This window comes from Methylomonas rivi (genome assembly GCF_024505165.1).
In the GTDB taxonomy this organism is placed as follows: Bacteria; Pseudomonadota; Gammaproteobacteria; order Methylococcales; family Methylomonadaceae; genus Methylomonas; species Methylomonas rivi.
Window position 1 is genome coordinate 17184 of sequence record NZ_JANIBK010000014.1, and the last position, 26887, is coordinate 44070.

Sequence of the window (26887 nt, forward strand, 5' to 3'; positions counted from 1 at the left end):
ACCGGTCTGTCGATTTTCGAGTTTAGATGTTTCAACGTTCTTCAATATCAATTTTTTGTTTAACGCAAACGATTTCATTTAGCTCATTTAATGAATAAACAAAAGAATGAACTCTGCGCCCAACGAAATCATCATGATGCTCACCATATGCGCCTTTTTCTCCTGCAATAATCCAGACCGGCGCCAAGTTTTCTTTATCCAGTAAATCTAAAAATGCCGTTCTGTCGATAAGCGCCGCACTCGGTCCTTCTTCGTGTACCGAAGGATCGTTGAACAAAATTTGGCCTTTAGCGTCTGCAAAGAACAATGTGCGTCCGTCAATTAGCCTTAAACCAAGTTTTTGTATTAGCCACGGTGCAGGCAAATAAGTATTTATCGTCCCTTCAATCGAGTAATCGTAACCACCACGTTCTGCGGTGTATTCGGCAAATGTGGGTAACACTTTATAAGGAAAGCCATAATCTCGGTCGACTGTTGTCCAGTCATCGTCCAACTTATATGACGGATGCCAAGGGTATTCGCCTATAAATGAATCATAAAATTCGCCGATTTTTGGAAATGCATCCGGATCGATCAAGTTATGTTTAGAAATCGCATTTATGAATCGGTTTTTATGCCGTTTTTTGACGACTACACACCAGCATCTACACCATGAATCGATACGCGAGTCCAAATCATAGGAGGTGCCGTATTGCTTAAAACTCTTCAAGACCAGCCAGCGCTCGCCTGTTTCCGGATCGGTTACATCTAGCAACGACGCACTATTCAATTGATCTGATTCGTTTTGTAACCAGAGTTTCTGCTCCTGTCTCTTCAACAAGCGCAATTTTAGCGTTTGCGGCGACCACCAGGCATGGGGATGATTTTCCCATTCATCGTCTTTGGTTTTGCAAATCAATAACGACGGATCGATATTTCGTTTGTGTATTTGCCAAGGCCCTTCATATCCGTCTGCATCATCGCTGTAACCGGAATCGTAAATTAGATTATCTGCCATTCGGGCCAACAACTCATATAAAGCCAGCCATTGGTATTTTTTTCCAATTCGTTCCATTTGTTTATGGCGTCTGCCTCGGCCGGAACCGATTTTGTCATCGAACTCGCCAAATAAATCATGGCTCCATCCGTAATCGTGAGCCCATTTGGTTACCCAGCGCTGGGCTAAAATAGCGTCAAAATGTTCCGGTCGATTGTTTGAATATCGGTTAAGAACTTGTCGCACTCCTTGCCGACATCCTGACCAGTATTCGTATTTATATTTTTCGTCGAGTAAATCGATAAATTTTTTCTCAAGTTCTTCGAATTTAGTTTCGTTCTGTTTATTTTGCTCCCACTTTTTATCGTCGTAAGCAACGATTTCGACTTTGATTTCTTTGTCAGAGGCGTGTTTTTGTGATTTTCGACTTTCTGTACTTGGTTCCGAACTATTGCAGTCGATACAGAATTCCAGCATTTCATTAAAAGCCAAAAATTGATCGGAATTCGCATGATCGGCCAGCATTGAACAGAAGACTTCAAAGTTTTTGTGCGGCGTTAATGCTTTATCTACGCCCAACGGTGTTACTGTCCAATGATGAACGGAGGGCTTAATAATATATTTGGCAAAATCGCCAAGCCACTCACTGCTTGCCGATCTAACGATATCATCCTTGTATTTGTCGCCATATTTCGCCAAGTCCTCCTCGGCCACAAACTCAATCGGCCAATCACTTTGGTACGGTGGCCGTACTTTTTCAATTTTAATTTCTTCAGGCAATAAGTCACAATGTAATGCGTATTCGATGATACCTCGGGCATAGTCGCGTAACAGCAAATGGGGTGACGGCTTACCATCGGCAAAAATCCATTGATAAACAAAAAGAGCAAGTTCGGGTAGATTTTTTTGGGTTTGAGCTTGTAATGCGGCACCATAGCAGGCCGCTAATAGCCGCTCCAAAATGTAAAGGTCATCGACCTGCTTGAAACGCTCCAGCAGAGTAACCGCTAACGGCAAACGTGGTGCCAGTAAAGCGGATAATCCCTTGGTAGCCCGATCTCGAAGGGTGCGATACGACGTCGAAAATAGCCATGTCAACATCGTTGCCGCCAATTCGGCGCGTATTGGATCTATTTCCTCAAAACCCGATTCCAGTGTCCAGGAAAGCAAGGTATCAAGTGGCGAACCATCCTCTAGGCTCAGATTGGCGATAGCAATAGACCATTTAGTATCGCGCTCAGGCATCGTCAAAGGAGCCAATTTTTCATGCAGGTAATTGGCATTGAAGCGATTATTTGGTTCCGTACTAACGGCAATAAGCGTTTCCAACCAGTAGTCTCGATAGTCTTGAGAAAAATCAATCACCAATTCTCGGGTTCTATCGGTAAAACGATCCTGACGGCGTAATAATAAACTTTTCAAAAATGCTTCATTGACTGTCCATTGGTATGATCCCTTATCGGATGGAAATATATCGAGCAATTCGTAATCTGTAGTTTCCGGTAGCAAAACCGCTAATGCTTCTATAATGCCGGCAACCCTATTTATATCTTTACGGGAAAGAAAAGTGTGTAGCGAAGTCCCTGCTTCCAATGGTTGAACGCTATTTTCCGAAGAAAGATGCTCATTTAACAATTGCCCAGCAATTTGAAAATCACTGAAACGTTCGAACGTAAATCGCACTTGTTCTTCCGAATGGTTACTTTCGATATAAACAGGTTCAATTGTTAATATTCCCTCATGTTCAAATTGGCTTAACAAGCTGCGGTCTTGTCGGCCTGTGGAAGAATAAATCGAATCAAAACAAGCAATAGTCGTTTCAATTGGTAGATATGAAGATTGGTTAAATAGCAATTTTTCGGTGAATGCCTTCAACGCACGCGCAATAATGTTCTGCCTTTTATCTAGCCCCATCCGCAATTCAATTTGGTTAGCTAAAGATTTTAGATAGAAATCAAAATATTCCGTTAAACCTTGAATTCCTCGTGGAAAACAGTTAAGCCCTTGCCGTTCCAAGCTGTCGCACAAGGTTTTAAGGAAAAGCGGGTTGTTAAATTCTGGCAATAAATGCGGAACACTAGGCCTGATAATTTTGCGCATGGTCAGATAAGCTCTGGCGGCGTACCCGCCTCCATCGGCAAAACCGTGGTGTTCGATTTGTTCCAAGCTATCTCGCAGTAGTGAATCGGCGGGCAATACAAATGGTAGGTACGTTGTGCGGCATGAAACAATAAGGGCAAGATGAGGGTAGTGTTTAACCTCCTCGATTAACGGTGCCAGATATTGAGGCCAAATTTCGACACCGAAACGTTCGTTTAATGCGTCGATTATCAGCAATGCTCTCACGCCTGCGGCTTGGCCCGCTGCATCCAAAGCTCCAAGAAAAGTTGAAAATAAAATATGCCTTAAATCCAACTGCTCAAGAATTTGCGTACGAGGGTCTTGTAAGAAAAACTGACTGTTGATCAAAAAAATAGCTGGGTAGCTTTTTTTGATTGAATCATTGGCAATATCAGCCAACAGGTGCGATTTGCCGGTTCCCGCTTCGCCGTAAAGAAGCACAGCCTGTTCATTTGCCAGTTTCCAAGTATCAGAATCTAGTTTTTCGTCTATTTCCTCAAGCGTTTGTCCGAACCTATAAAGTTCGTTTAATACGGCCCGAATATTATCTTTTTTCGATTTATCTTTTTCTTCTGAATCGAGGTGCCAGAAATGGGCCTGCCATTGATTCGCAACAGTTTGAACTTGTTGAATTTGGCTGCGCCATTCCGCGACAGGGTAAGACTTTGTTATCGAAAAACTTTGCTTGAGTGCGTCGATTAGTTTATCGATGTCGTTTAATAAAGCCTGTAAATCTGTTTCCGGGATATTGGCCTGTTGAAAGTCATATTTTAAGCTATTGAGTTGTTTTCTTAGCGGCGTAATGAAACTCTCGCGTTGTTCCTCAAGCCAAGGTGCTCGACTAATCCCTAAGAATGCCTGCCGTATTGGTAACGAGATATGAAATTGAGGCGTATATCGGGAACCTAACGAAATACAGGCAGCGTTGACGTGTCGAGCAAACCAAACTGGTGTAAAGCAAAGTTCATCGAAGAAGAAACTCATCCTCCCGGCGTAATACGGATCATTGCGATGCAAGCGTTCTCGAACATCGGTGGCTTGCCAAAGTATAATTTCTATATTGTGGTTTTCGCCTAATTCGGCGAGTCGAGTCGTTTTCCAATCTATCCAGCGTTGCCCTTCAGTTTTACGTTTTCCGGTTCGCCCATCTTTAAGATCAATTGGTAGACAGACGATATAACGATTCAGTTTGGGATGCTTTTCGATGGCTTGTTTCAAGGATTCCGTAAGCTGCGCCATCTGACCGGCATCAAACTTATCGAAAAATTTTGCTTGCCAACCTGTTTCTGTTCCGTCAGCGTGACTTACGTAGCATTCAACTCCGGCATCTGATCCAATACCTTTGCGGAGAAACTCATCCTCTATTACTCTTGGTTCAAGAGATGCAAGCTGACAACATAGTTCTTCGAAAGCAAAGTGTTGGCTACCGTTTAATGAGCATATTTTTAGCAGATCGGTTTTATTCATTTCTGAGCAAGGCGGCCAAATCCTGGCGTTCCAAGGCTTGCGGTGGTAGTGAGGCGGCAAAGCTATTTTGCTGGTAGGTTAATTTGCTCAGTAACAGCAAATTCCACCAGTGGAAAACCAGCGCCGGAAATGTGGCGGTTAATAGTTTGACCAGTTGTTGATTGAGCAGGCCGAGGATTTCCATATTTGATTGCCCAATTCCGGCTGAATGATAGTTGATCAGTTGGATGTTTTAGCTAATTTTCCAAGCAAAGTCACGTCGTAATCGGTTAATGAGCGGTCAAAGCTTGAATTTACTGAGCTATGCGACGTTACCGCTTCTGTTGTGTCGTATCATTTTTTCCACTTGAATGTCGGGTATGCATTTGATTTCAGTGCATTGGACTCGAAGGTTGCTAGTGGCCGACATGACCAGTTCGATAGCTTCTCCAAAATCCACCGGCAGATTTGCTTGCATCCGCGTTGCGAAATGCCTGTTATTGCCCAACGTGCGCCATTTTCTGACGCTTGTTGGCAATCGCGCGTTTATCGGCATCGGGCGGGCTAGCGGCGTTTAAAAAATCCGGCCGGCCTTTTTGCCCTCTGCGGGCAAAATCCTGTTCTAACAGTTGTTTGGCCGTTTCCGGCGGTATCTGCAAGGTTTCCGTCATGGCGGTGTAAGCCAGTTCGAACAGCCGTCTCAAGGCGATTTGCCAGGTGCTGTCGGTCATGGCGAACAGGGCGTCGCTGAATTGTAGAAACCGCGCGAAGGGTTGGTCGGCCAGAATCGCCGGCAGGGTTGCATTAAAGCGCCCGGAATTGCCGATCAAATCCCAAAAGCGGGCGAAGCGGTTCAAGCGTTGCAGGTCGGCGAAACTAATGTCGCGGCTGCTGAGAATCGCATACGGCGGGTTGGGGTCGTAGCGTAATTGATACTCGTCGTTGTGCCGGTTCAGCGGCGCGCCGCGCAGGCGTTTCAAGATGCCGACCTGGATTTCCTGCGGCTTTAACGCTACCAAATCATCGAAGCCGCGGCCGAATCCTTCAAGCGTGTCGCCGGGCAGGCCGGCAATCAAATCGGCATGGATATGGGCGTGAGAATGTTGCCGCAGCCAAGCCAGGTTGGCGCGGGTTTTGTCGTTGTCTTGCTTGCGGCTGATACGCTGTTGCACCACCGGGTCGAAGCTTTGCACGCCCACCTCGAATTGCAGGCTGCCGGGCGGAAATTTTTGAATGGCCTGTTTCAAGCGCTCGGGCAGATTGTCCGGAATCACTTCGAAATGCAGATACAGATCATGCGTGGGTTTGCCCAGAAAAAACTCCAGTATCGCCACACTGCTGTCGACCTTTAAGTTAAAGGTGCGGTCGATGAATTTGAAATGCCGGGCGCCGCGTAGATACAGCAATTCCATATCCTGCAAAAACGCCCCTAACTCAAACGGTTTGGCGGTAAGGTCCAGCGAGGACAGGCAAAACTCGCATTTGAACGGGCAGCCGCGCGAGGCTTCCACGTAAACGATGCGTTGTTTCAGGTCGGTATCGGTGTAATAGGGGTAGGGCGATGACAAGGCTGACAAAGGCGCCGTTTCTCCCGGGATGATTTTTTGTTGCGGCGCCTGGCCGTTCAAAAGCTTGTGGCACAAAGCCGGGAAACTGATTTCGCCCACGCCGGTAATGACGAAGTCCGCCAATTCGGTAACCGCCGGCAAATCCGGCGGATGGCTGACTTCCGGCCCGCCCAGCACAATCCGGATTTGCGGGGCCACCTGTTTCAATATCCCCACCACGGCGTTAATCTCGGCCACATTCCAGATATATACGCCCAGGCCGATAATCTCCGGCTGCTGTTTCAGCAATTGTTCGGCAATTTCGATGGGACGCTGGTTGATGGTGAATTCCAAAAGCCCGGTGTCGTTTTGCAGTTCGCCCAGGTTGGCATAAAGGTATCGTAAACCGAAAGCCGTGTGACTGTAGCGGGCGTTGAGGGTGGCGATAACGATGCGGGGCATGAGCGAAGGTTTGGAAGAAAAATAACCCGCGCAGAATAGCATTGTTTGACTGCCCAAGCTTGAAACGCTAAGCCTCCTCGGCAATTTGGGTTAGCCAAGGCCGGTCGTGCCGCGCATGGCTTATTTGCACGCGCTTTGCCGACGCCAGGTCGAGACGGCGTTGCTACGGCCGCAATGCCGTGCAATCAATCATCATCAGCGACACATCGTCTTGCGCCCTGTTTGGGTCTACGAAATCGATAAAAGTTTTATAGCGTTCTTCGGTTGGGTTCCGGTTTTCCAGTTGAGCGGTAAATAAGGCCAGCGCCCGTTGCATGCCGAAAGATTCTCCCCGACTGTTTTGTGCATCGGTCAGGCCATCCGAATACAAAAACAAATACCGCGATTGTTGATCATCCCACCGCCAATGAATTGCTCGGGCATCGAATTCGTTCGGCGCAATGACGCCTAAAGCAGGATGTTCGGCATGGATTTGCGTGACCAGTGCGCCCCCTTCGTTTAATGCGACGATAGGCGGCATCGCGCCGCACCAACATTCAATAATTCTGTGGTCCGGATTGATACGCAAAATAGATGCGGACACGAAGCAGCCGCGCGGGATTCGCTCGAACAACAAGCGGTTCAGACTGGCGGCGATGGCTTCGATCGTGTGGCCGGACCGGGCCAACGCGTAAAATGTGTCGCCTAAGGGCAATAGCGGCAGTGCGGCAACCAATCCATGCCCCATCGAATCGGCGTGCAATATGTAGGTTTGGCCGTGGCATGAAGCCTGCAGCAGCAAATCTCCGGAAAAATAGCGTTTACCGGGCAAGCCTTCTCCGCGCCAGAGGGTCAGGCCGGGTTGAACGATTTTTTCCGTTTCCCAAAGAATCTGCAGCAGCTCGCTGGCGAGCTGCTGCTCAAAATCGTGTTCGGCTTCACAACGCTTACGCAAAGTAATGTCGCGGATAACCCCGGCAAACATGCGTTCGCCATCGACATTCATTTCGCTGATGGTCAGCTCGACAGGAAAAATCGAGCCGTCCTTGCGTTTACAAACCGCTTCACGGCCAATCCCAATTAATTTTTTAACCCCGGTTTTCAGGTAATTGTTTAAATATGTATCGTGTTCATTGGTATGTGGTTCCGGTATCAGGATGCTGACATTTTGTCCTTGCACTTCTATCGGCTGATAGCCTAGCAGAGTGAACGCGGCGGGATTTAAAGCCTGGATAGTGCCTTTTGTGTTAATGATTACGACAGCGTCGACTATGGTTTCGAATAGCACCCGGAATCGGTTGTCTTTGCTCAGCAACTCCTCCACTTTGCGCTCAGTGACGTCACGAATGATTTTGGCGGCGCCGACAATCTTGCCCGCATTGTTTCTGATTGGGGAAAGGCTGATACAGGCAGGAAAATAAGCGCCATTTTTACGAATGCGAATCGTCTCGTAATGCTGGATATGGTCGCCTTGCAAAATTCTGCCAAGAATTATTTTTTCTTCGCCATGCCGCTCCTCAGGGATCAGCTTTGTGATCGGTTGACCGAGCATTTCAGCTTCCCGGTAGCCGAATATCCGTTCCGCCGCGGGATTCCAACTGGCCACCAAGCCGTCTAATCCCTTGCCGATAACGGCGTCATTCGACGATTCGATAATCGCTTGATACCACGCTTCGGGTTTTTGCACGGCGATATGCTTATGCCTGCTTTTGGGCGTGTTCTTTTCCATAAAATACCAATCCTATTACTCCATAATTAGAACGTTTTCCGCGATGAGAAATCCGGCGTGTCCCCGCATGGGTTTTTCATGCGTATTGTGGGTGGCCGGTGGATGGCATTTTAACACATGCGCCTCAATCTGGCCGCTATGCCGGTTGTTGGCTTATGGCAAGGCGTATTGAATTTAGGCGAACGGCGAACATCGCCACATCGAATTTTGCTGGTCTATTGCCACTATAATCAACGATTTAGCAGCCGGACAATCCTGTTAAAGCTAGCAGGTTTCTTAAACACTGAATTCCCCATCTTATAGCCGGGATACCGTTCGCCGAGTTTAGCCGGCCGACGCGCCGAATCATGTAAATTTCATCTCGTTGCTCGGGCTTAATGTGGAAAAATTTAACCTGGCATACAGGGCGCGTTCAATTTGCAAGGAAGCCAAGCCGGTTTCGCCGTCATGGCTACGAATAAGATCCGCTTCGGCCCGGCTGGTATTAGCAAGCTAAAACGCTTATCGCTTGGCATTTGACTGGAGAATCAAGCAAGACGTCTATAATTGTGCGAGATCGAATATCGCCGAGGTGAGTATGTGACATAAGGCTAGTACCGTATGTAGGCGCAATGGTTTGAGGATTCCGGCGTAAGCGGAATCTCTTGTTGGGCGGATAAAGGGGCTTAAAAGAATGATGGACGGCAGACCAGACAGTCATCCGCTGCTCAGAACCACGGTGTTTTTCGGCCTGTGCTGTCTGGCGTTTCTATTATTTGGCGGGCAGCTCGCGCAACTGCAGGCCGCCAGGGCCTCGCAGCGCTTTGAGGCGTTGACAACGCGGGTCATTCAGCATTTGCAAAGCCGCATGGAGATTTACGAATACGGATTGCACGGCGCGCGCGGCCCGTTTATCGTCACCGATATCGATGGCATGACGCGAACGCGGTTTCAAGCCTATATTGCTTCCCGCGACACCGAACGCGAATTTCCCGGCGCCCATGGGTTCGGCTTTATTAGAAAGGTAAGCTCCGGGCAGGAGGCGGCATTTATCGCCGCCGAGAAAGCGCGCGGGCGGGACGATTTTCAGATCAAACAGTTGGCGCCGCATAACGGCGATAAATTGGTGATTCAATATATCGAACCGGAGGCCGTGAATAGCCGGGCAATCGGTTTGGATATTGCATCGGAACGCCGCCGCCGCGAAGCCGCGCAGAGGGCGATCGGCGAAGGCGTGGCGACGTTGACCCGCCCCATCACGCTGGTGCAGGCCCAGGGAAAAGTCAAGCAGGGTTTTTTGTTTCTTCTCCCGGTCTATCGCGGGCACGGTTCGGTACCTCCGGCTGATCTTCGCCAACAGGCCGCGGCCGGTCTGGTGTATACACCGTTGGTCATCGATGAAGTCCTGGCTGATTTTGATTTTGGCGGCGGTGAATTTTCGCTGGCCTTGGCGGACGCTGAACGCGAAGAATTGCCTGAGCGCTTTTACGCCTCGCCGGGCGCGGACGGCGCGGAGGTAAGTAGTCTGGTCAACCACATTCGGCTGCCGATGTTCGGCCGCGTTTGGCTGGTCGAGGTGAAAGCGCGGCCGCTGTTTATCAATAATCTCAATCAAACCGATCCTTGGCGGATTGTCGGCGGCATGCTGGCGGTGGCCGCGCTATTGAGCGCGTTGTTGTACATGTCGCAAGTAAGCAAGATGCGAAGCCGGCAATTCCGCCTGGAGCAGGCGCGTCTGGCGGCCATCGTGGCCAATTCCAGCGATGCCATTATCGGTACTACTCTGGATGGCGCCGTAACCAGTTGGAATAAAGCCGCCGAATGGATATTCGGTTATCCCGCCGAACAGGCGATGGGGCGTCGGCTGGCGGATTTGATTGTGCCGGAAGCGCTGCGCGAGCATGAAGCCGGTTTGCTCGCCCGCATCATTCAAGGCGAGACCATTCCGCACTTCAATACCCAGAGATGCCGGCGCGGCGGTGAACCGATCGATGCCTCGGTGACCATCTCGCCGATCTACGACGCGTCCGGGCGGGTAATGGGCACGGCGGAAACCATCCGCGATATCTCTCAACAGCAGGCCGCGGAAGCACGCATTCGCGAACTGAACAATGCGCTGGAGAGGCAGGTGGTTCAGCGTACCGCCGAATTGGAAGCGGCCCGGCGCGATTTGCAGACGCTATTGGATGCGGTGCCTTCCATGATCGGTTATTGGGACAGCAATTTGATCAATCAGTTTGCCAATCGGGCTTATCTGGATTGGTTCGGCATCGAACCTCGGCGGGTCAAGGGGATGTTTATCGGCGATTTGATGGGCGCCGAATTGTACGGTTTGAACCGGCCCCACATCGAAGCGGCGTTAAACGGGGAAAAACAAATTTTCGAACGGGCTATTCCCCGGCCGGACGGTTCCGGATTGCGCTACTCCCAGACGCAGTACCTGCCGGATTGGGTGGACGGCTGCGTGAGAGGTTTTTATGTGATCGCATACGACGTGTCCGAGATTGTCGAAAGCCGCCGGAAACTTGCGGATGCATTACGCGAAAACGAATTGCTCTCGCGCACCATCAATGAACAGTTGCTGATTTCGATCACCGACCGGGCGGGCCGCATCCGCGAGGTGAACGATAATTTTTGCCGCTTGAGCGGCTACAGCCGCGAGGAGTTGCTGGGCCAAAATCACCGCATGGTGAATTCCGGGCTGCATCCACGGACGTTTTGGAAAAGCATGTGGCGTACCGTCAGCGCGGGTAAAGCCTGGCGGGCGGAAGTATGCAACCGGGCCAAGGACGGCAGTTTATATTGGGTCGACAACATGATTGCGCCGATAAGGGAAGCGGACGGCGGTATCGACCGTTATATTTCGGTGCGTACCGACATTACCGAGAAAAAACGCGCCGATGCGGAATTGGCCAGAGTCAATGCCTTGCTGGCCAGTGTCATGAGCGCTTCCACCCGGGTCTCGATTATTTCGACCGACAGGGACGGCGTGATTCGGCTGTTCAATTCCGGTGCCGAACATATGTTGGGTTATTGCGCCGACGAGGTGGTGGGCAAAATGACGCCGGCGCTGTTTCATTCCGCGGCGGAAGTTGAACGGCGCGGTGATGAATTGACCGGGGAGTACGGCGAACCCATTGCGGGTTTTCGGGTTTTTGTGCATAAAGCGGAACTCGAAGGCTTTGAAGCGAGAGAGTGGACGTATATTCACAAGGACGGTTCGCAGGTACCCGTGTCCTTGACGGTGACCGCCATGCGCGACCAGGCCGGGAGTATTCAAGGTTATCTGGGTATAGCCAAAGATATTTCGCTATTGAAGAAGCAACAGGCCACAATCCGCCGCATGCTGGAAACATCGCCGATCGCGGTGCGGGTGGCGTTGCGACGCGATAAACGCGTGGTGTTCGTCAACCAGCGCTTTGCCGAACTGGTGCAATGCGAACGGAATCGGGCGGTCGAACTGGATATCCGGCCTTACTACGCCGATGCCCGTGAATTGGAAGCCATAGATAAGCGTCTCGAGCAAGGCGAAACCGTAGTCGACCAGTTGGTGCAATTGCAAATACCGGGCTGGCCGGCCGACGGCATCATTTGGGTATTGGCGTCCTATATGCCGGTCGATTATGAAGGCCAGGATGCGGTTTTGGCATGGCTTTACGATGTGTCGGAACTGCGAAACGCCAAAACCGCCGCGGAGGCGGCGAATCTGGCCAAAAGTAATTTTTTGGCGGTGATGAGTCACGAGATTCGCACGCCGATGAATGCGATACTGGCGCTAAGCGGGCTTTTGGAAGAAGACGCCTTGGCGAAGGAACAGCTTGATTTGGTGAGGGGCATCGGTTCCGCCGGCCGTTCGCTGCTTACCATCATTAACGATATTCTGGATTTTTCGAAAATCGAGGCCGGCCAATTACGTATAGATCTCGCGCCTTTCAGTCTCAAGGCCAGATTGGAGCATCTCGACAAGCTGATGGGCGGGCTGGCCGCGCAAAAACGGCTTGGTTGGCGCATCGTGTTGCTCGCCGATATTCCCGACCGGCTTTGCGGCGATAGCTTGCGACTGGAACAGGTGTTGATCAATTTGATAGGGAATGCCATCAAATTCACCGCGCGGGGTGAAGTATGCTTGACGGTATCGAGTGTGGAACGCGGCGCCGAGCGGGCGCGGCTGCGTTTTGACATCAGCGACACCGGTATCGGGATTGGGCCGGACGTATTCGAGCAGTTGTTTACCCCGTTTACCCAGGCCGAAGCCTCCACCACGCGCCGATTCGGCGGTACCGGACTGGGATTGTCGATTTGCAAGCGTTTGGTCGAGTTAATGGGTGGGGTGATCGGCGTGGACAGCCAGCCGGGACAGGGCAGCGTGTTTTGGTTCGAGTTGCCGTTCGAGTATGCCGATCCGCTTGATCCCGCGGCGGTACCCACGTTCCGATCGACGCAGCGCGGCCGGCGTCTAACAGGCTTGCGCATTCTGGCCGTGGACGATAGCGACATTAATTTGGAAGTGGTCAAGCACTTGCTGCTCCGGGAAGCCGCTCAGCCGGTGCTGGTCGGCGATGGCGGCCGGGCGTTGTCGATTTTGCGCGACGAACCGCAAGGCTTCGACGCGGTACTGATGGATATGCATATGCCGGTGATGGACGGTTTTAGCGTCACGCGAGCGATTCGTAACGAATTGAACCTGCGCGATTTGCCCGTGATCGCCTTTAGCGCCGGCGTGTTGGATGAGGAACGTAAAGCCATGTATGATGCAGGCGTCAACGATTTTCTATCCAAGCCGGTGGAAAGAGATCAATTAGTCGATTGTTTGCAGCGCTGGACAGCAAATAAGCGTCCGGAAACGCCGCCGGAATCCGGACCGGAACTATCCGAGCCGGGCGCTTTTCCGACTATTGCGGGTATAGACCGTCACCAGGCCGAAGTGCAGCTGGACGGCGACAGGCAATTTTTTCTGGAATTGCTGGAACGCTTCGTGAACGGCAATGCAACGATGGTTGACCAACTGGTTGATAAATTGGCTCGCGGCGAGCGTCCCGCTGTCATAGCGGAGCTGCATAAATTAAAAAGCCAGGCCGGCTACATCGGCGCCGCCGCCGCGGGCGAGGCGATCGTAAACCTGGAAGCCGCGCTCATGGCGGGCCAGGCGAATGTCGATACATTGCTGAAGCGTTTTAAAGAGGTGTTCGAGGCATTGATCGGCGCGGCGCGCTGCTATCTGGAGGAAAAACCGCCGGGGGCGGGGCGGCCGACGCTTGATGGCGCCGGAGATGTGGATACGGCGCAACTCCGAATCTTGCTGGAGCGGTTGGCGCCGCTGTTGGCCGACAATATGTTCTCGGCCCGATCCGCAAGCCGGGAAATCGAAGAGATGCTGGCCGGTAGCGCATTGGCGGCGCCTTATCGGCCGGTGGCCGACAGTATTTCTCTGCTAAAATTTCAAGACGCCCAAACGGCTTTGGCAAGTTTTCGGGACGGTTTGTGCCCACACTCTTCAATTTAGCGCCCATGACTCAACCAGCCCGTATTTTAATTGTCGACGATGCGACGGATAACATCGAGTTTCTGGCCAGGATTCTGGACGACGCGTACGAAGTGCAAATCGCCACCAGCGGGCCTATGGCCTTGGAGTTGGCCGGTCGGGAGCCGCCGGCGTTAATTCTGCTGGATGTGGCGATGCCGGGCATGGATGGTTATCAGGTGCTCAACGCATTGCGGGAATTGAGCCAGTGTCGCGATATTCCGGTGATATTCATTACCGGCCATGGCGATACGGAAAACGAGACGCGCGGGCTGGAAGCGGGCGCGGTGGATTTTATTTCCAAACCGGTCAATCCGGCGGTGGTGAGGGCTCGCGTCAATACCCATTTGACGCTGAAGGCAAAATCCGACCAGTTGCGTTCGCTGGTCTCCATCGACAGTCTGACAGGCCTGACCAACCGCCGCCGGTTTGACGAATTTTTAGCGTTGGAATGGTTGCATTGCCAACGTTATGGTTGGCCGTTGACCCTGTTGTTCATCGATATCGATTACTTCAAACTGTATAACGACCATTACGGCCATCTCGCGGGAGATGCTTGTCTGGCAAGGGTGGCGGCGGCTATTGGCGGCCAGTTCGGCCGTTCCCACGACTTGGTGGCGCGGTATGGCGGCGAGGAATTCGTTTGCCTGCTGCCCCAATGCGACATGGCCAAGGTACGCAACAAGGGGTATGAATTGTGCGATGCCGTGGCCGGATTGCGGATACCGCACGAGACGTCCCCGACGGCGCCGGTGGTGACTATCAGTATTGGTATCGCCGCCATGATACCGGGTCAGGATGCCAACGATCCGGAAGCGTTGGTGGACTTGGCGGACCGGAACCTCTATATCGCCAAATCGCAAGGGCGGAACCGGCTATGCGACGGTTGAAATTGCCGGCCCTTAGCGCATGGAAGCCGCTACGAACAACATAAAGGATGCGGTTTTACACGCTGACTAAATCCGGCCGTCATGTGTTTCGTAGCGCTTTGGTCGGTTAAATCAACCCTTGCCCGGCAGCATGCCTACCGTGCCGGGTTTTATGCGTTTGCAGGTAACCACCACTTCTTCCTGAAAGCATTTTTGCTGGCCGCCATTATCGCCGCAAGGGCTGCAGACGGTATTGCCGGCGGTTTTGATTTCGTCCAAATGCCAGCCGTAACCTTGAGTTTGACAGAAGCGTTTGCTGAATCTATCTACCGTGTAGGGTTTTGAGGCGGCCTGTTTAGCCTTGCTTTCCACATCGCAATGCGCTGGCAAGGTGTTGGCCATCAAATCCCGGTAAATGTATTCGGTGGCGCCAGCCGAACCGCTTAACAACAAGGTGAATAATAATCCGCCGATAAACTGTTTTTTCATGGCTTAACCCCTAGTATTCTTTGATGATACGGATGTTCATCTGTTGGTTTTCTTGGTTGAGCTGTTGTTTGATGGGCTCGAACTTATCGTTCTCGTTGAGCTTGACCGCCAAAATGGCCCCCACCAACGCCACGGTCGCCAATACCATGTATAAAACAAAATGATCTTTTTCAGCTACTTCTACTTGTTCGTTCATCATCGTTACCTCTCAGGATTTTAAATCGGCCAGGGCCGCGCCAAAATTGATGTGAAATACTTGATTGTCCAGCACCAGGGCGGGGACGGAAACCACGCCGGCCGCTTCGGCCGCGCCGATACGGTCAGGCTGTGTACCTAGGTGGACGCTTTCCAGGGAATATTTGCCCTGATCCAGCGCGTTGATCAGCATCTGTTCGGCGCCCAGGCAAACCGGGCAACCGGCATGATAAAAAACCGCATTTGACATAGTCGACTCCTCGTTGTTATTGGTATCGAATCGAAACAATAAACCAGTGTCATGTATTTGTCAAACAAATATCGTTTCGATATTTTTTAGGCTTATGGGGCTCCGTCTGAAATGCCGGGGCCGGCCGTTTTAGACAGCGGAAATAAAACATCCCTTTAACCGTCCTGGTGCGCGGGATGGGCTGGACTTGGAAGGTGGTAAGCGGCCACCGCGCGGGCCGGCGTCTGTGGCCGGAATAATTCTCGACGAGTGAAACGGGTAAGTTAACCGCTTCCCGGGAAAAGTAGGCGGAAGGTTTTGGATTTACATCCTTCGTTGTGTAGATGGCAGCTACCATGCTGGGCATGCCGACAACCTTGGACAACGGATGGGGCAATGCCGGATCGGCAAATCAAAGGCTGGAATGGTAATTAAGATAGAAGCTATGATGCCGGGCGGCAGTATGCTGGCTTTTGGTTTCTTTTCAACCGTCACTCATCAAGAACATCAACCTTTATCCGGCTGCGTTGAATACACAAAGAATAAGCATCATCCTGATTACTCGCGCCGCGCGCTTCCTGCAAACAGGCTTTGGAAACGTTGATATATTCGGTAGGGTCGGCGCAGGCCACCGGTCGGCCGGCATGCGCCATGCAGGCAATAAAGGCATTTGCATCGCAACCGAGAGGAACCTCGACAACACTGAATGAACCGGCGGTCGGTACCTTAACGGATTGGTGCAACATAGAGGATTGGCTGCATTGCAAGGCATCAAAAAAATAGCCGTCATTGGTTTTTGTGCCAACAAATTTTACCGATTCGCGGTCGGAGCAACCGAGTAGCGTGATTATGCATAACAATATCGCCGATAATCTGATCATTGGTCTTCTCGGGAAATTGGAATAGCGGATATATTCGAAAGACATTTAACCCGTTTGAAAAAGTCTTGTCCATTCAATTCCAATCCTGGTCAACAAACATCCCCAATTTGCTTTTCTAAGCATAATTAACGAGAATCGATGACAAAGGAGCAAATATGAAACTAAGAACACTGTGCTTACTGGTTCTGACGGCTGCGTTAACCGCTTGCGGCCACGGCTTCGAAGGCGAATACAGCGAACAAGTCGGCTCGTCGGTCGAGTTCCTGGACGCCTTTGCCAAAGCGGCCGGGACTGACGGAAAAACCATCGTCATCGGCCCGGATTACATCGATACCGACGGTATCCGTACTCAATACAAGGATATATTCGTCCGCGAATCGGGCAGCGAGCGGTATTTGGTGCTTGAAAAGGACAACGGCGCCGAAGAGGCTTGGAAGATTGCCGATGACGATACCTTGGTTCAGGGCGGCGGTTTGGTTTCCATCACTTTGAAACGGATCAAGAAACAAGATTAGCTTTTGCATGTTATGTAACTGCGACGGCTGCAATATGGCCTACCTCAAATCTTGGCGGCGAAGTTATTTTTCGCCGTTTTCTTTGCTAATAAATTCCTTCATCAAACCGGTGAATTTGCGCAATTGGGCGTCGATTTTGCCGTTGAACGATTCGGCTGGGTATTGGCCGTCCGCATCCGCTGTTCCAGCATCGATACCGCTTAGCAGCGCCAGAGCGTCGTCGACGGTCTCGATCGCGTAAATATGGAATTGTCCGGATTGGGCGGCGTGTACCACGTCCCAGCGCAGCATCAAATGCGCGATGTTGCTGGCGGGGATGATGACGCCCTGGCTGCCGGACAGGCCGCGGGCATGGCAAATATCGAAAAAGCCTTCGATCTTTTCGTTGACGCCGCCGATGGGTTGCACCTGACCGAGTTGATTGACCGAGCCGGTCAGGGCCAGATCCTGGCGTAGCGGTATTTGCGCCAGCGAGGAGAGGATGGCGCACAGTTCCGCCAACGAGGCGCTGTCGCCTTCGACATGGCCGTAAGACTGTTCGAATACCAGACTGGCGATCATCGAGAACGGCGTGCTGCGGGCGTAGCGGGCGGCGATGAAGTGGGACAGGATCATCACGCCCTTGGAGTGAATGGCGCCGCCCAGTTCGGTTTCGCGTTCGATGTCCACTACTTTGCCGTTACCCATGCGGGTGGTGGCGGTAATTCGGGAGGCCTGGCCGAAGGCGAATTCGCCCAGTTGCAATACCGACAGGCCGTTGATTTGGCCGACTACGGCGCCGTCGGTGGCGATCATGATGATGCCGCGCTGGATGTTTTCGTACAGCCGGTCGCGCAGCCTGTCCAGACGGCGGGTTTTCCGGTCTATGGCTTGCTGAATATCGCTGTTGGCGATTTGGGTGTGGCCGTTTTCGCCGGCCCAATGGTCGGCTTCGGTGAGCAGGTCCTTGATGCTGCGCAGGTGGGTCAGCAGTTTTTCCGCATCGTCGGCCAGCCTGGCGCTGTGTTCGATGATGCGGGCAATGGCCGCTTTGCTGAGCGGGCGCAACTTTTCCCGTTTGGCGATGGTGGCCAGCAGGCGGGCGTATTCCAGGCTGTTGTGCTCGCGATTGACGCTGTTGGCGAAGTCGGCGGCGACTTTGAAAAAATCCTGAAACTCCGGATCGTAGTAGCTCAACAGGTAATACAGCAGCGGGTCGCCGAGCAGAATGATTTTGACATTCAACGGGATGGGTTCCGGTTCCAGCGAGGTGGTGCTGATCAGGCTCAAGGCTCTTTCCAGCGATTCGATGCGGATTTCGCCGGCTTTCAGGCTGCGTTTCAGGGTTTCCCAGGCATAGGGTTGCAGCAGCAGTTTGCGGGCGTCGATGATTAAATAGCCGCCGTTGGCTTTGTGCAGCGCGCCGGGTTTGATCATGGTGAAGTCGGTGATCAGCGAACCCATTTGCGCCTGATGGTCGATACGGCCGATCAGGTTGCCGTGGTTGGGCAGGTCCTCGCAAATCACCGGCGCCGAGCGTTTATGGTTCAAGTCCACCATTAAATTGACCTGGTAGCGCTTGAAGGGTTGCGGTTCTTGCGGCAGTTCCATAAACGACAAGACTTTTTCGCCGTGCGGAATAAAGTCGCGCACGTGTTCGATGATGTCCTTTTGCACGGCCACCAGATAATCCAGTATCGGCTGCCATTTGGCGTAGCGTTGTTTCAGTTCGTCGATGGGGTGGCTGACGGCCAGTTCGGCCACTTCCCGGTTCAAGGCCTGTAGTTTGCGTTTGGTTTCCTTACGCCACTGCGGAAATTTTTTGATCGCATCCCGCAACCGGTCCTGCAGGTCCAGCACCGTGTCGTGAAACTGGCGTTGGCGGTCTTTGTCCAGCTTATTGAATTGTTCCGGGGTAAGGGGTTCGCTATTGTCGTCGGCCGGTAAAAAGGCGTAGCCGGTGGCGGTTTCGGTGAAAATGATATGGGCTTTTTCGGCTTCGTCGCGCAGCTGGGTAATTTCATTGATTTCGCGCTGGCGAGAGTCGTTTTCCAATTCGCCGGCGCGGGAGCGGTATTCGTCGCCGTCAAACGCGGCCGGGATGGCCACGCTGAGTTCGTCGATCAACTCGGCCATGTCCGATTGAAAGCCGCGGCCCTGGCCCGGTTCCAGGTGGATGGCCTTGGGTTTGGCCGGCTGGGTAAAATTATGCACATAACACCAGTCGAACGGCACCGGCTGGCGGTGGGCTTCCTGCTCGGCCAGCTGCATCGCGGTGGTCAGCTTGCCGGTGCCGTCCGGGGCCATGGCGAAGATGTTGTAACCGGGTTTCGCCACCCGCAGGCCAAATTTGATCGCCTCCATGGCGCGTTCCTGGCCCAGGATGACGTCGACGTTGTCCAGTTCTTCGGTCGATTCAAAGTCGAGCTGGTCGAGATCGCAGGATTTGTAAAGTTGCTCGGGAGTCAGTGCCTTGATGGTCATAGATTCAGATATCCTGATTGGGAATGTTCCGTGTTTAAGCGGCGTATCGATAAGACTTCTGTTGCTATTGTGAAGGCTAGCGGGGATGCGAATCAAATTTTTAGGTCGATGGGGCTAAATTTAGGATAATCCGCCTGGCGGTTCCCATTTATTCAAGGCAAAGCGCACAATCCCTCTCTTGCGGTTGTAAAAGGTTGGGCCGGCGACTGCGGGGATGCGGGAGCTAGAACAATTGTCGGATATAATGAAGGCCAACGTTTTGATTTTGTTGGGTTAAGCTACCCTAACCTCAAGCTGCGTTTGGGATCGCCGAACCAATACGTTTTTTCTTCCCTTAACCACTTTTCTTATCATGCCCAGTCTAACCGATATTCCCACCGTATCTCTGGCGATTCAACAGGCGGTTGCGCCGGTCTTTTTGCTGACGGGTATCGGTTCGATACTCGGCGTGCTGACTAACCGCTTGGGGCGGGCGGTAGACCGGAGCCGGCGCTTGAGCGAGATAACCGCGGAACGCATGCGCAACAGCAGCCAATCCGAAATGTTGAATCTGGCCAAGCGCACGCGCTGGATTAGGCGGGCGATTACCTTGTGTACTTTATCCGCGTTATGTGTGTGTTTATCGATTGCGGCCTTGTTCGTGGCGGTGCAATTGAGGTTCGATCTTTCCGGGGCGGTTTCCTTGTTGTTCATCGCCGCCATGCTGGCCTTGATAGCTGGATTGTTGTGTTTTTTGCGGGAGATTGTTTTGGCGACGCGGGCGGCCTGATTTGCCGGGAATACAACTGTCGGAGCGGTAATTCGTAGGTCAGGGTGCGCGAAGCGTTCCCTGACAAATTTTGAAGGTCAAGGCTTCGAAATGTCGCGTAACCGCTCGGCAATTGCTCCTGCATTGTTCTACCTCCTGCAGCCATGCGGTCATAGCGCGGCAACGTGACCTACAGAGCTTAAAAATGGGGGATTACCCCGCCAGTGCGGCCTGGAAACAGGCATAAAAAAACCGTCTTTCCTGTTTTGGGAAAGACGGTTGGTATGCGACAGGCCGGTTAATTTAAGCGGCCAAGCAGTCTTCGGCTTTCAGCTCGGTTTTAGCGTAACGGTTTAAGCGCCAACCCAGGAAGCCGCCGGCGAGCAATAATACGCTGGAGGGTTCGGGAACGCCGTTGTTGCCGCCGCCGTTTCCGCCGCCGTTACATTTGCTGGTGGTATCGTCGACACAAGCGCCCAAGCCGGATATTTTGAAATAATCGTTGCCGTAATAAGAGTCGGAAGCATTGCAAGTACCGCTTGCGCAACTGGTATAGGCGCTGACCAGCCAGTAGCTGGAGGATACGTTGCCGGCGTTGATAGCAACCGTTGGGTTCGATGGCGAGTCCAGATTCAGGTAGTTACCTATAAATACCCAGCCGCTATTTAGCAGGTCCAGAAACGACTTGTTGGTAACGTCGCCTGGGGTAGCCATTGAGCCGTTAGCACCCGTGTATGCCATTACCGAAATATCGGCGGCGCCGTTATCCCAGCCGATAGAGATTGAATTTAATGTAGTGCTTTGGTTAAAGGCGAAAAGAGCGGCATCGACATCGCCGCCGGGGGCTTCGTAGGAATCGGAATATCCCCCGTTGTTATCGAAGGCGTGGTAGGGCGAAGATGTCGAATCTTCCTGGCCTGTTGCGCCCAAACCGCCCGAATAAAGTTTTAAGTTTGCGGTTTGGAATTGTTCTTTCGTTTCGGAGCTGTCTATGTCGCCGGTGGTGGAAAAAGCCTTGACGGTGACCTCTGAGATGTCGGTATTTGCATTGGAATCGAAGGTTTGCGCGTTTCCGTAGCTGTTGCTGCCGACGCCCGAGCAACTGCCGTTGTCGCAGGAAGACGATGTAAAGCTCCAGCTATAATTAACCGTTGCATGGGCGGGTAAGGGGGCTAGTGCAGCCGCTAGTAATAGCAAGTTGAACTTATTCATGATAATTCCTTAGTCTGATTTACTAATTTTTAAAATTTGTTCCATCTTCCGCTTTCCGGCGACTGCCTGCTATTGTCCGGAAGTGCAAGGATTAAGATTGTTTTTAATTAAGCATTTTATATGCCTAATTATATTTTTAGCCGTAATCCTTCATCTTGTTCTAAGAATGTCACGAAATTTAGGTGTCAAAACGGGCGGGTTGTAAAAAAATCCGACAGGTTGCCGGTCGCTTAATGACTCAATTTTTCCAATAACGCCTTGGCTTGCTCAAGGCCGTTAAAGGACGGATGGGTTTTCAGCGCCTCCTCAAGTTCCTGCTTCGCTTCATCCTTGCGCCCCAATTTATCCAGCGCTACCGCGATGTGATAGCGGATTTCCGGATTTTGCGACATGCGGGAATGCGCGCTACGTAAATAATGCAGGCCTTGTTCCGGTTTGCCGGTGTTGACCAGTATCCAGCCCAGGGTATCGTTGCCGGCGGCTTGTTCAGGGGCTAATTGTTGAGCTTTTTCGGCGTAGGACAGAGCCTTATTGTTGCCGGTGCTGAAATAAATGTAGGCCAGATTGTTCAAGAATTGCGGCTCGTTGGGATATAGGGATAGTAAAAATTCATAGTGCTTTTGCGCCTCCTTGAGCTTGCCTTGCTGTAATTGTTCCTCGGCCAGTGCCGCTATCGGCACCAGATCCTTGGGGTGCTTTTTTGTCCACTGCGACAACAAGCCGAAGGCTTTTTCGTTTTGTCCGGTTTGTTTATGGCTTTGATACAACTTCATCAATAAGGCGGTATCGGGTTCCAGGTCGAAGGCGGTTTGGTAACGCTCGGCCGCCAGACTGAAGTTTTTGTCCTGCATGGCGATGTCGCCCAGTAATCTGTGCGGAAAGCCGCGTTGCGGATATTCCTTGAGCAAATTATTGGCGCGGCTGATGGCAAAAACCGGTTTGCCGTGATAGAGCTCCATTTCCGTCAGCGCAATTTGAGAGGGAATGTGTTTTTCGTCCGCTACCAAGGCTTTTTTCAGGGTTTTGATGGCGTCAGGATAATCGCCGGCCTGTATTTGGTAACGGGCGACCGTGTAAAGTTTTTTGACATTCAAACGGGCTTGATCGGCCATGCGCCGATAGACGCTCAGGGCTTTTTCGCGGTTATCGGAGGCCAGATAGCTGCGCGCCAGGGCTTGCAAGAGTTGCGGGTTTTCCCGGTCTATCAATTCCGCCGCTTCGCCGATGGCGAGGGCTTCCAGGGCTCGCCCGGTTTTGAGTTTTAAGTCCATCTGCGCCAGCAACACCGGCATGGATTTCGGGTCGAGTATGCGGGCTTTGTCCAGCCATTGATTGGCGGAGTCGTTATTACCGGCGGCTTGATCGACCGTCGATAACTCAATCAACACCGCAATATTGTCCGGAAACTGTTGGTTAAGTTTTAGCAAGCGTTGCTTGGCCGGATCGATTTTTTTCTCGGCGACATCCAGTTTGCTTAGGTTGATGTGGGCGGTGATAAAGGCCGGATCGAGCTCGACCGCCTTTTCAAAACTGCGTCGGGCTTGTTTCAAATTTTGCGTGGCCGCTTGGGCGGTGCCCAGTAAATTCAAAAGTGTAAGATTTTTCGACATTTTGTCGTGCAGGCCTTGAGCTACCCGCAAGGCTTTTTGGCCTTCGCCATTCCTAATATAGATGGCAACCAACGGAATGCCGGCCTGGGTGTTGCCTGGATTTTTTTGGATGGCGGTCTCCAACTCCTGGATGGCGAGGGTTTCCTGGCCCATGGACAAGCGGTTGAGGCCGACTTCCGCGTGTATGCTTTCGCTGCCGCCTTCGCCGGCCGAGGCTTTTTCCAGCAAGTCATTGGCTTGGTCGTGTTTGCCGACGTTCATGTACGCGGTGCCGAGCAGAAACAGCAGGCGGTGGTCGTTGGGGTGGCTGGCGACGACGGGCCGGAGCAGGTCGATGACCGTTTCGGGTTCGTTTTTATTCAGCAGTATCGACGCCAACAATTTGTAGGGTCCGGGTTGTCCCGGATAATTCTTGACATATTGGCGCAGGTATTCGGCCGCCAAATCGAAGCGTTGCAGGCTGTAGTTGACCAAGCCGGACAGCATCAGAGTCTGGCTGTGTTGAGTCAGGTATTCCGGTTTGACCGCGACGATAATGTCGGCGGCCGCTTCCAGTTCCTTGATGGAGGCTTCTTTTTGGCCGTTGCGGGCCAGTAACACGGCATGCAGATAAGCGGCCTTGGGGTCGAAAGGGTAGTGTTCCCTTAAATAGGCCAAATCCTCGGTGGCGCGCTGGTCCTGGTGCAAGTCCATCAGGACGCCGGCCCTGGCGATACGGGCGTCCTGGTAATCCGGCATCAGTTCTATGGCTTTGTCATAGTCTTTAACCGCATTTTCCAGGTCGGCCTGCACATGTTTGATGGTGCCGTTGACATACCAGTTACCCGCATTGCCGGGCTGCATGGCCATGGCTTTATCGACGGCCTGCGTGGCGCCGGCCAGATCGTTGCGGCGAAGCAGTGCATTGGCCCGGCCGATGACGGCATCGACTCTACCGGGGTCGATTTGCGCCGCCATGTCGTATTCGTTCAAGGCTTCGCTAATCTGATTGAGCTGTAAATAGGCATGGCCGCGAAACACGTGCAAATCCGGTTGTAATTGGCGGTTGAATTGGCTGGGTTGGATTTCCTTCAATAAGGGATTGTATTTGAGCTGATACAAATACAATTGGGCCAAGGCTTTGACGGTTAACGATCTGTCCGCGCCCAATTGGTTGGCCAGATTGAGGTGGACTTCCGCTTCGGAAAGCGATTTTTTTTGTAAAAAAAGTTCGCCCAGCAGGATGTGTGCCGCCACATATTTCGGGTTTTGCTGCAGCGCGTTTCTCAATTCGATGATGGCGGCATCGATATCCGGTTTTCTGGCGGCAACCAAGGCATCTTCATAATATTTGCCGGCCAGATTTTCGTCGGCCATCCCGGTAACGGGGAGGTTGAGGGCGGAAGCCAGGAATAGGCCGGCTAATAAGGTTGAAGCGGTTTTGGATTTCGGTAGAGTGGGCATGTCGGCAACGGGCTGAAGTGACTATCGCTATAGCATAACGTCAAAGCGGATTGAAAAATAGCTTATGGATATAAACCGGTAATTGATCGGGGTTGCCAAGCTTTCCGCTCAAGCGCTTCCATCATGCGGTATCATTCCCGTCATTATCGACTATCTCTTAAGATTGGATTTTTGACACAGCATGGGCGCACAGGAAAACTTCGAACAACTGCCGTTAAAGGAATTCACCGAAAAAGCCTACCTGGATTATTCCATGTACGTGATTTTGGACCGGGCTTTGCCGCATATCGGCGACGGACTTAAACCGGTGCAACGGCGCATCGTGTACGCCATGTCGGAATTGGGCCTGACCGCGCTGGCCAAGTATAAAAAGTCGGCTCGCACCGTCGGCGACGTGCTGGGTAAATACCACCCGCACGGCGACTCGGCCTGCTACGAGGCCATGGTGTTGATGGCGCAGGACTTTTCCTACCGCTATCCCTTGATAGACGGCCAGGGCAACTGGGGTTCGCCCGACGATCCCAAGTCCTTCGCGGCGATGCGGTACACCGAATCGCGGTTGACCGCCTACGCGCAAACCTTGCTCAGCGAGTTGGGGCAGGGCACGGTGGACTGGACCGACAATTTCGACGGCACGCTGAAAGAACCCAGCCTGCTGCCGGCCCGGCTGCCGAATGTATTGCTTAACGGCACCATGGGCATCGCGGTGGGCATGGCCACCGACATTCCGCCGCATAATTTGCGGGAAGTGGCCAACGCCTGTCTGCAATTGTTGGACGATCCGCAAACGCCGCTGGAGGGTTTGCTTGAACACGTCAAAGGTCCGGATTATCCGACCGACGCCGAAATCGTCACCTCCAGCGCCGACATTCAAAAACTGTATCTTACCGGTAACGGTTCGGTGAAGATGCGCGCCAAATACGAGCTGGAAGAGGGCAATATCGTCATCACCGCGCTGCCGCATCAAGTGTCCGGCGCCAAGTTGCTGGAACAGATCGCCGCGCAGATGCTGGCGAAAAAGCTGCCGATGATCGAAGATTTGCGCGACGAATCCGATCACGAAAATCCCACCCGCTTGCTGATCATCCCCAAAACCAAGCGCATCGACGTCGACGCGGTGATGTCGCATTTGTTCGCCACTACCGATCTGGAGAAAAATTACCGGGTCAATATGAACATGATCGGCCTGAACGGTAAGCCGCAGGTGAAAAATCTGCGGATGATTCTGACCGAATGGATCAGTTTCCGTACCGAAACCGTGCGCCGCCGCTTGCAGCACCGCTTGGACAAAGTGCTGGCGCGCCTGCATATTCTGGAAGGTTTATTGATCGCCTATCTGAATATCGACGAAGTGATCGCCATCATCCGCACTGAAGACCATCCCAAGCCGGTACTGATGGCGCGTTTCGGTTTGACCGATATTCAGGCCGAAGCGATTCTGGAATTGAAATTGCGCCACTTGGCCAAGCTGGAGGAGATGAAAATCCGCGGCGAGCAGGACGAACTGGAACAGGAACGGCAGGCCTTGGAGAAAACCCTGGGCTCCGAGCGCTTGCTGAATCGGCTGATTCGTAAGGAAATCGAACGGGACGCGGAAAAATACGGCGACGCCCGCCGCTCGCCCATCGTCGCCCGCGAAGCCGCGCAAGCGCTGGACACCACCGAGCTGGTCGCCAACGAACCGGTCACCATTATCCTGTCGCAAAAAGGCTGGATCCGCGCTGCCAAGGGCTACGACATAGAAGTCGAAACCCTCAATTACCGGGCCGGCGACGGTTATTTATCCGCCGCCAAGGGCCGTACCACCCAGCCGGCTTATGTGCTGGATTCCACCGGCCGGGTGTACGCCATCGCCACCCACGATTTGCCGTCGGCGCGCAGCCAGGGCGAACCGTTGACCGGGCGCTTGAATCCGCCGCCCGGCAGTTTGTTTACCGATGTGTTCAGCGGCCAACCGGACGATTGGGTGTTGATGGCCAGCAATGCCGGTTACGGTTTTCGGGTACAACTGAAAGAGCTGTACAGCAAAAACAAGGCCGGCAAGGCGGTTTTGAGTTTGCCGGCCGGGGCAAAAGTCATGACCCCGACCGCCATACCGCATGCCGGCGATTTGCTGGCCGTGGCTACCCTGCAAGGCCGCTTGCTGATTTTTGCCGCCCAGGATTTACCGGAGCTGGCGAAGGGCAAGGGCAATAAATTGATTCAAATCCCGCCCGCCGACCTTGCCGCCGGCAAGGATGCGGTGGTTGCAGCCGCGGCATTGCCGGTGGGCGGCGAGTTGAAAATCGTCTCCGGCAAGCGGCATGTGACTTTAAAGGGCGTGGACATCGCACAATACAGCGGCAACCGCGCCAATCGCGGTGCCGCCTTGCCGCGCGGCTTTCAAAAGGTGGACGGTTTGGAGGCGGTGCAAGCCAAGGCTGAGTAGCCGCCCGGTACAAAACGAACGCTAAACGGCTGCCGGCAAGTACGC

At 52.6% G+C, this 26887-nt stretch carries 16 protein-coding genes; 5 read left to right on the forward strand and 11 right to left on the reverse strand.

Annotation, left to right across the window (positions count from 1 at the left end; genetic code table 11):
- Positions 1-31: 31 nt before the first annotated feature.
- The 4 genes from avs2 to NP596_RS04515 all read right to left on the reverse strand — a co-directional run bounded on the left by avs2 (position 32) and on the right by NP596_RS04515 (position 8260).
- The gene (avs2, locus tag NP596_RS04500; protein WP_256614064.1) at positions 32-4564 is read right to left on the reverse strand and encodes an AVAST type 2 anti-phage system protein Avs2; all 4533 of its coding nucleotides are present in this window, start codon (positions 4562-4564) and stop codon (positions 32-34) included.
- Positions 4557-4748, reverse strand: a complete 192-nt coding sequence (locus NP596_RS04505) for a hypothetical protein (protein WP_256614065.1) — start codon at positions 4746-4748, stop codon at positions 4557-4559. The genes avs2 and NP596_RS04505 overlap by 8 nt, the downstream gene beginning before the upstream one ends.
- Positions 4749-5040: 292 nt before the next feature.
- Positions 5041-6552, reverse strand: a complete 1512-nt coding sequence (locus NP596_RS04510; RefSeq protein WP_256614066.1) for a B12-binding domain-containing radical SAM protein — start codon at positions 6550-6552, stop codon at positions 5041-5043.
- Between the two features lie 163 nt (positions 6553-6715).
- Complete coding sequence (locus NP596_RS04515) at positions 6716-8260, reverse strand: PAS domain S-box protein (protein WP_256614067.1); 1545 nt, start codon at positions 8258-8260, stop codon at positions 6716-6718.
- Between the two features lie 673 nt (positions 8261-8933).
- Here NP596_RS04515 and NP596_RS04520 point away from each other — a divergent pair.
- Both NP596_RS04520 and NP596_RS04525 read left to right on the forward strand, forming a co-directional pair.
- Complete coding sequence (locus tag NP596_RS04520) at positions 8934-13742, forward strand: PAS domain S-box protein (protein WP_256614068.1); 4809 nt, start codon at positions 8934-8936, stop codon at positions 13740-13742.
- Positions 13743-13747: 5 nt separating this feature from the next.
- Entirely contained in the window at positions 13748-14650 is a 903-nt protein-coding gene (locus NP596_RS04525) for a diguanylate cyclase domain-containing protein (protein WP_256614069.1), read from the forward strand.
- 111 nt (positions 14651-14761) lie between these two features.
- Here NP596_RS04525 and NP596_RS04530 read toward each other — a convergent pair whose 3' ends face one another.
- From NP596_RS04530 to NP596_RS04545, 4 genes are all read right to left on the reverse strand, one after another.
- Positions 14762-15118: a hypothetical protein gene (locus NP596_RS04530; RefSeq protein ID WP_256614070.1), complete on the reverse strand. Its 357-nt coding sequence runs from the start codon at positions 15116-15118 to the stop codon at positions 14762-14764.
- A 10-nt stretch (positions 15119-15128) separates the two neighbouring features.
- Positions 15129-15314, reverse strand: coding sequence for a hypothetical protein (locus NP596_RS04535; RefSeq protein ID WP_256614071.1), 186 nt, complete (start codon positions 15312-15314; stop codon positions 15129-15131).
- Between the two features lie 12 nt (positions 15315-15326).
- On the reverse strand, positions 15327-15563 hold the full coding sequence (locus tag NP596_RS04540; RefSeq protein ID WP_256614072.1) for a thioredoxin family protein: 237 nt from the start codon (positions 15561-15563) through the stop codon (positions 15327-15329).
- A gap of 470 nt (positions 15564-16033) precedes the next feature.
- The gene (locus NP596_RS04545) at positions 16034-16288 is read right to left on the reverse strand and encodes a hypothetical protein (protein ID WP_256614073.1); all 255 of its coding nucleotides are present in this window, start codon (positions 16286-16288) and stop codon (positions 16034-16036) included.
- Between the two features lie 290 nt (positions 16289-16578).
- On the opposite strand from NP596_RS04545, the gene NP596_RS04550 reads away from it, so the two are divergent.
- A complete protein-coding gene (locus tag NP596_RS04550; RefSeq protein ID WP_256614074.1) occupies positions 16579-16938 on the forward strand; it encodes a hypothetical protein in 360 nt (119 codons plus the stop codon).
- A 63-nt stretch (positions 16939-17001) separates the two neighbouring features.
- On the opposite strand, the gene NP596_RS04555 is transcribed toward NP596_RS04550, so the two are convergent.
- Complete coding sequence (locus tag NP596_RS04555; protein ID WP_256614076.1) at positions 17002-19401, reverse strand: Lon protease family protein; 2400 nt, start codon at positions 19399-19401, stop codon at positions 17002-17004.
- 352 nt (positions 19402-19753) lie between these two features.
- On the opposite strand from NP596_RS04555, the gene NP596_RS04560 reads away from it, so the two are divergent.
- Positions 19754-20170, forward strand: a complete 417-nt coding sequence (locus NP596_RS04560; RefSeq protein WP_256614077.1) for a DUF2721 domain-containing protein — start codon at positions 19754-19756, stop codon at positions 20168-20170.
- A 282-nt stretch (positions 20171-20452) separates the two neighbouring features.
- Here NP596_RS04560 and xdp1 read toward each other — a convergent pair whose 3' ends face one another.
- On the reverse strand, positions 20453-21361 hold the full coding sequence (gene xdp1 / locus NP596_RS04565) for an exosortase-dependent surface protein XDP1 (RefSeq protein ID WP_256614078.1): 909 nt from the start codon (positions 21359-21361) through the stop codon (positions 20453-20455).
- 230 nt (positions 21362-21591) lie between these two features.
- Positions 21592-24414: an XrtA/PEP-CTERM system TPR-repeat protein PrsT gene (prsT, locus tag NP596_RS04570; RefSeq protein WP_256614079.1), complete on the reverse strand. Its 2823-nt coding sequence runs from the start codon at positions 24412-24414 to the stop codon at positions 21592-21594.
- A 181-nt stretch (positions 24415-24595) separates the two neighbouring features.
- Between prsT and parC the strand changes: the two genes are divergently transcribed.
- Complete coding sequence (parC, locus tag NP596_RS04575; RefSeq protein WP_256614081.1) at positions 24596-26842, forward strand: DNA topoisomerase IV subunit A; 2247 nt, start codon at positions 24596-24598, stop codon at positions 26840-26842.
- Positions 26843-26887: the final 45 nt, after the last annotated feature.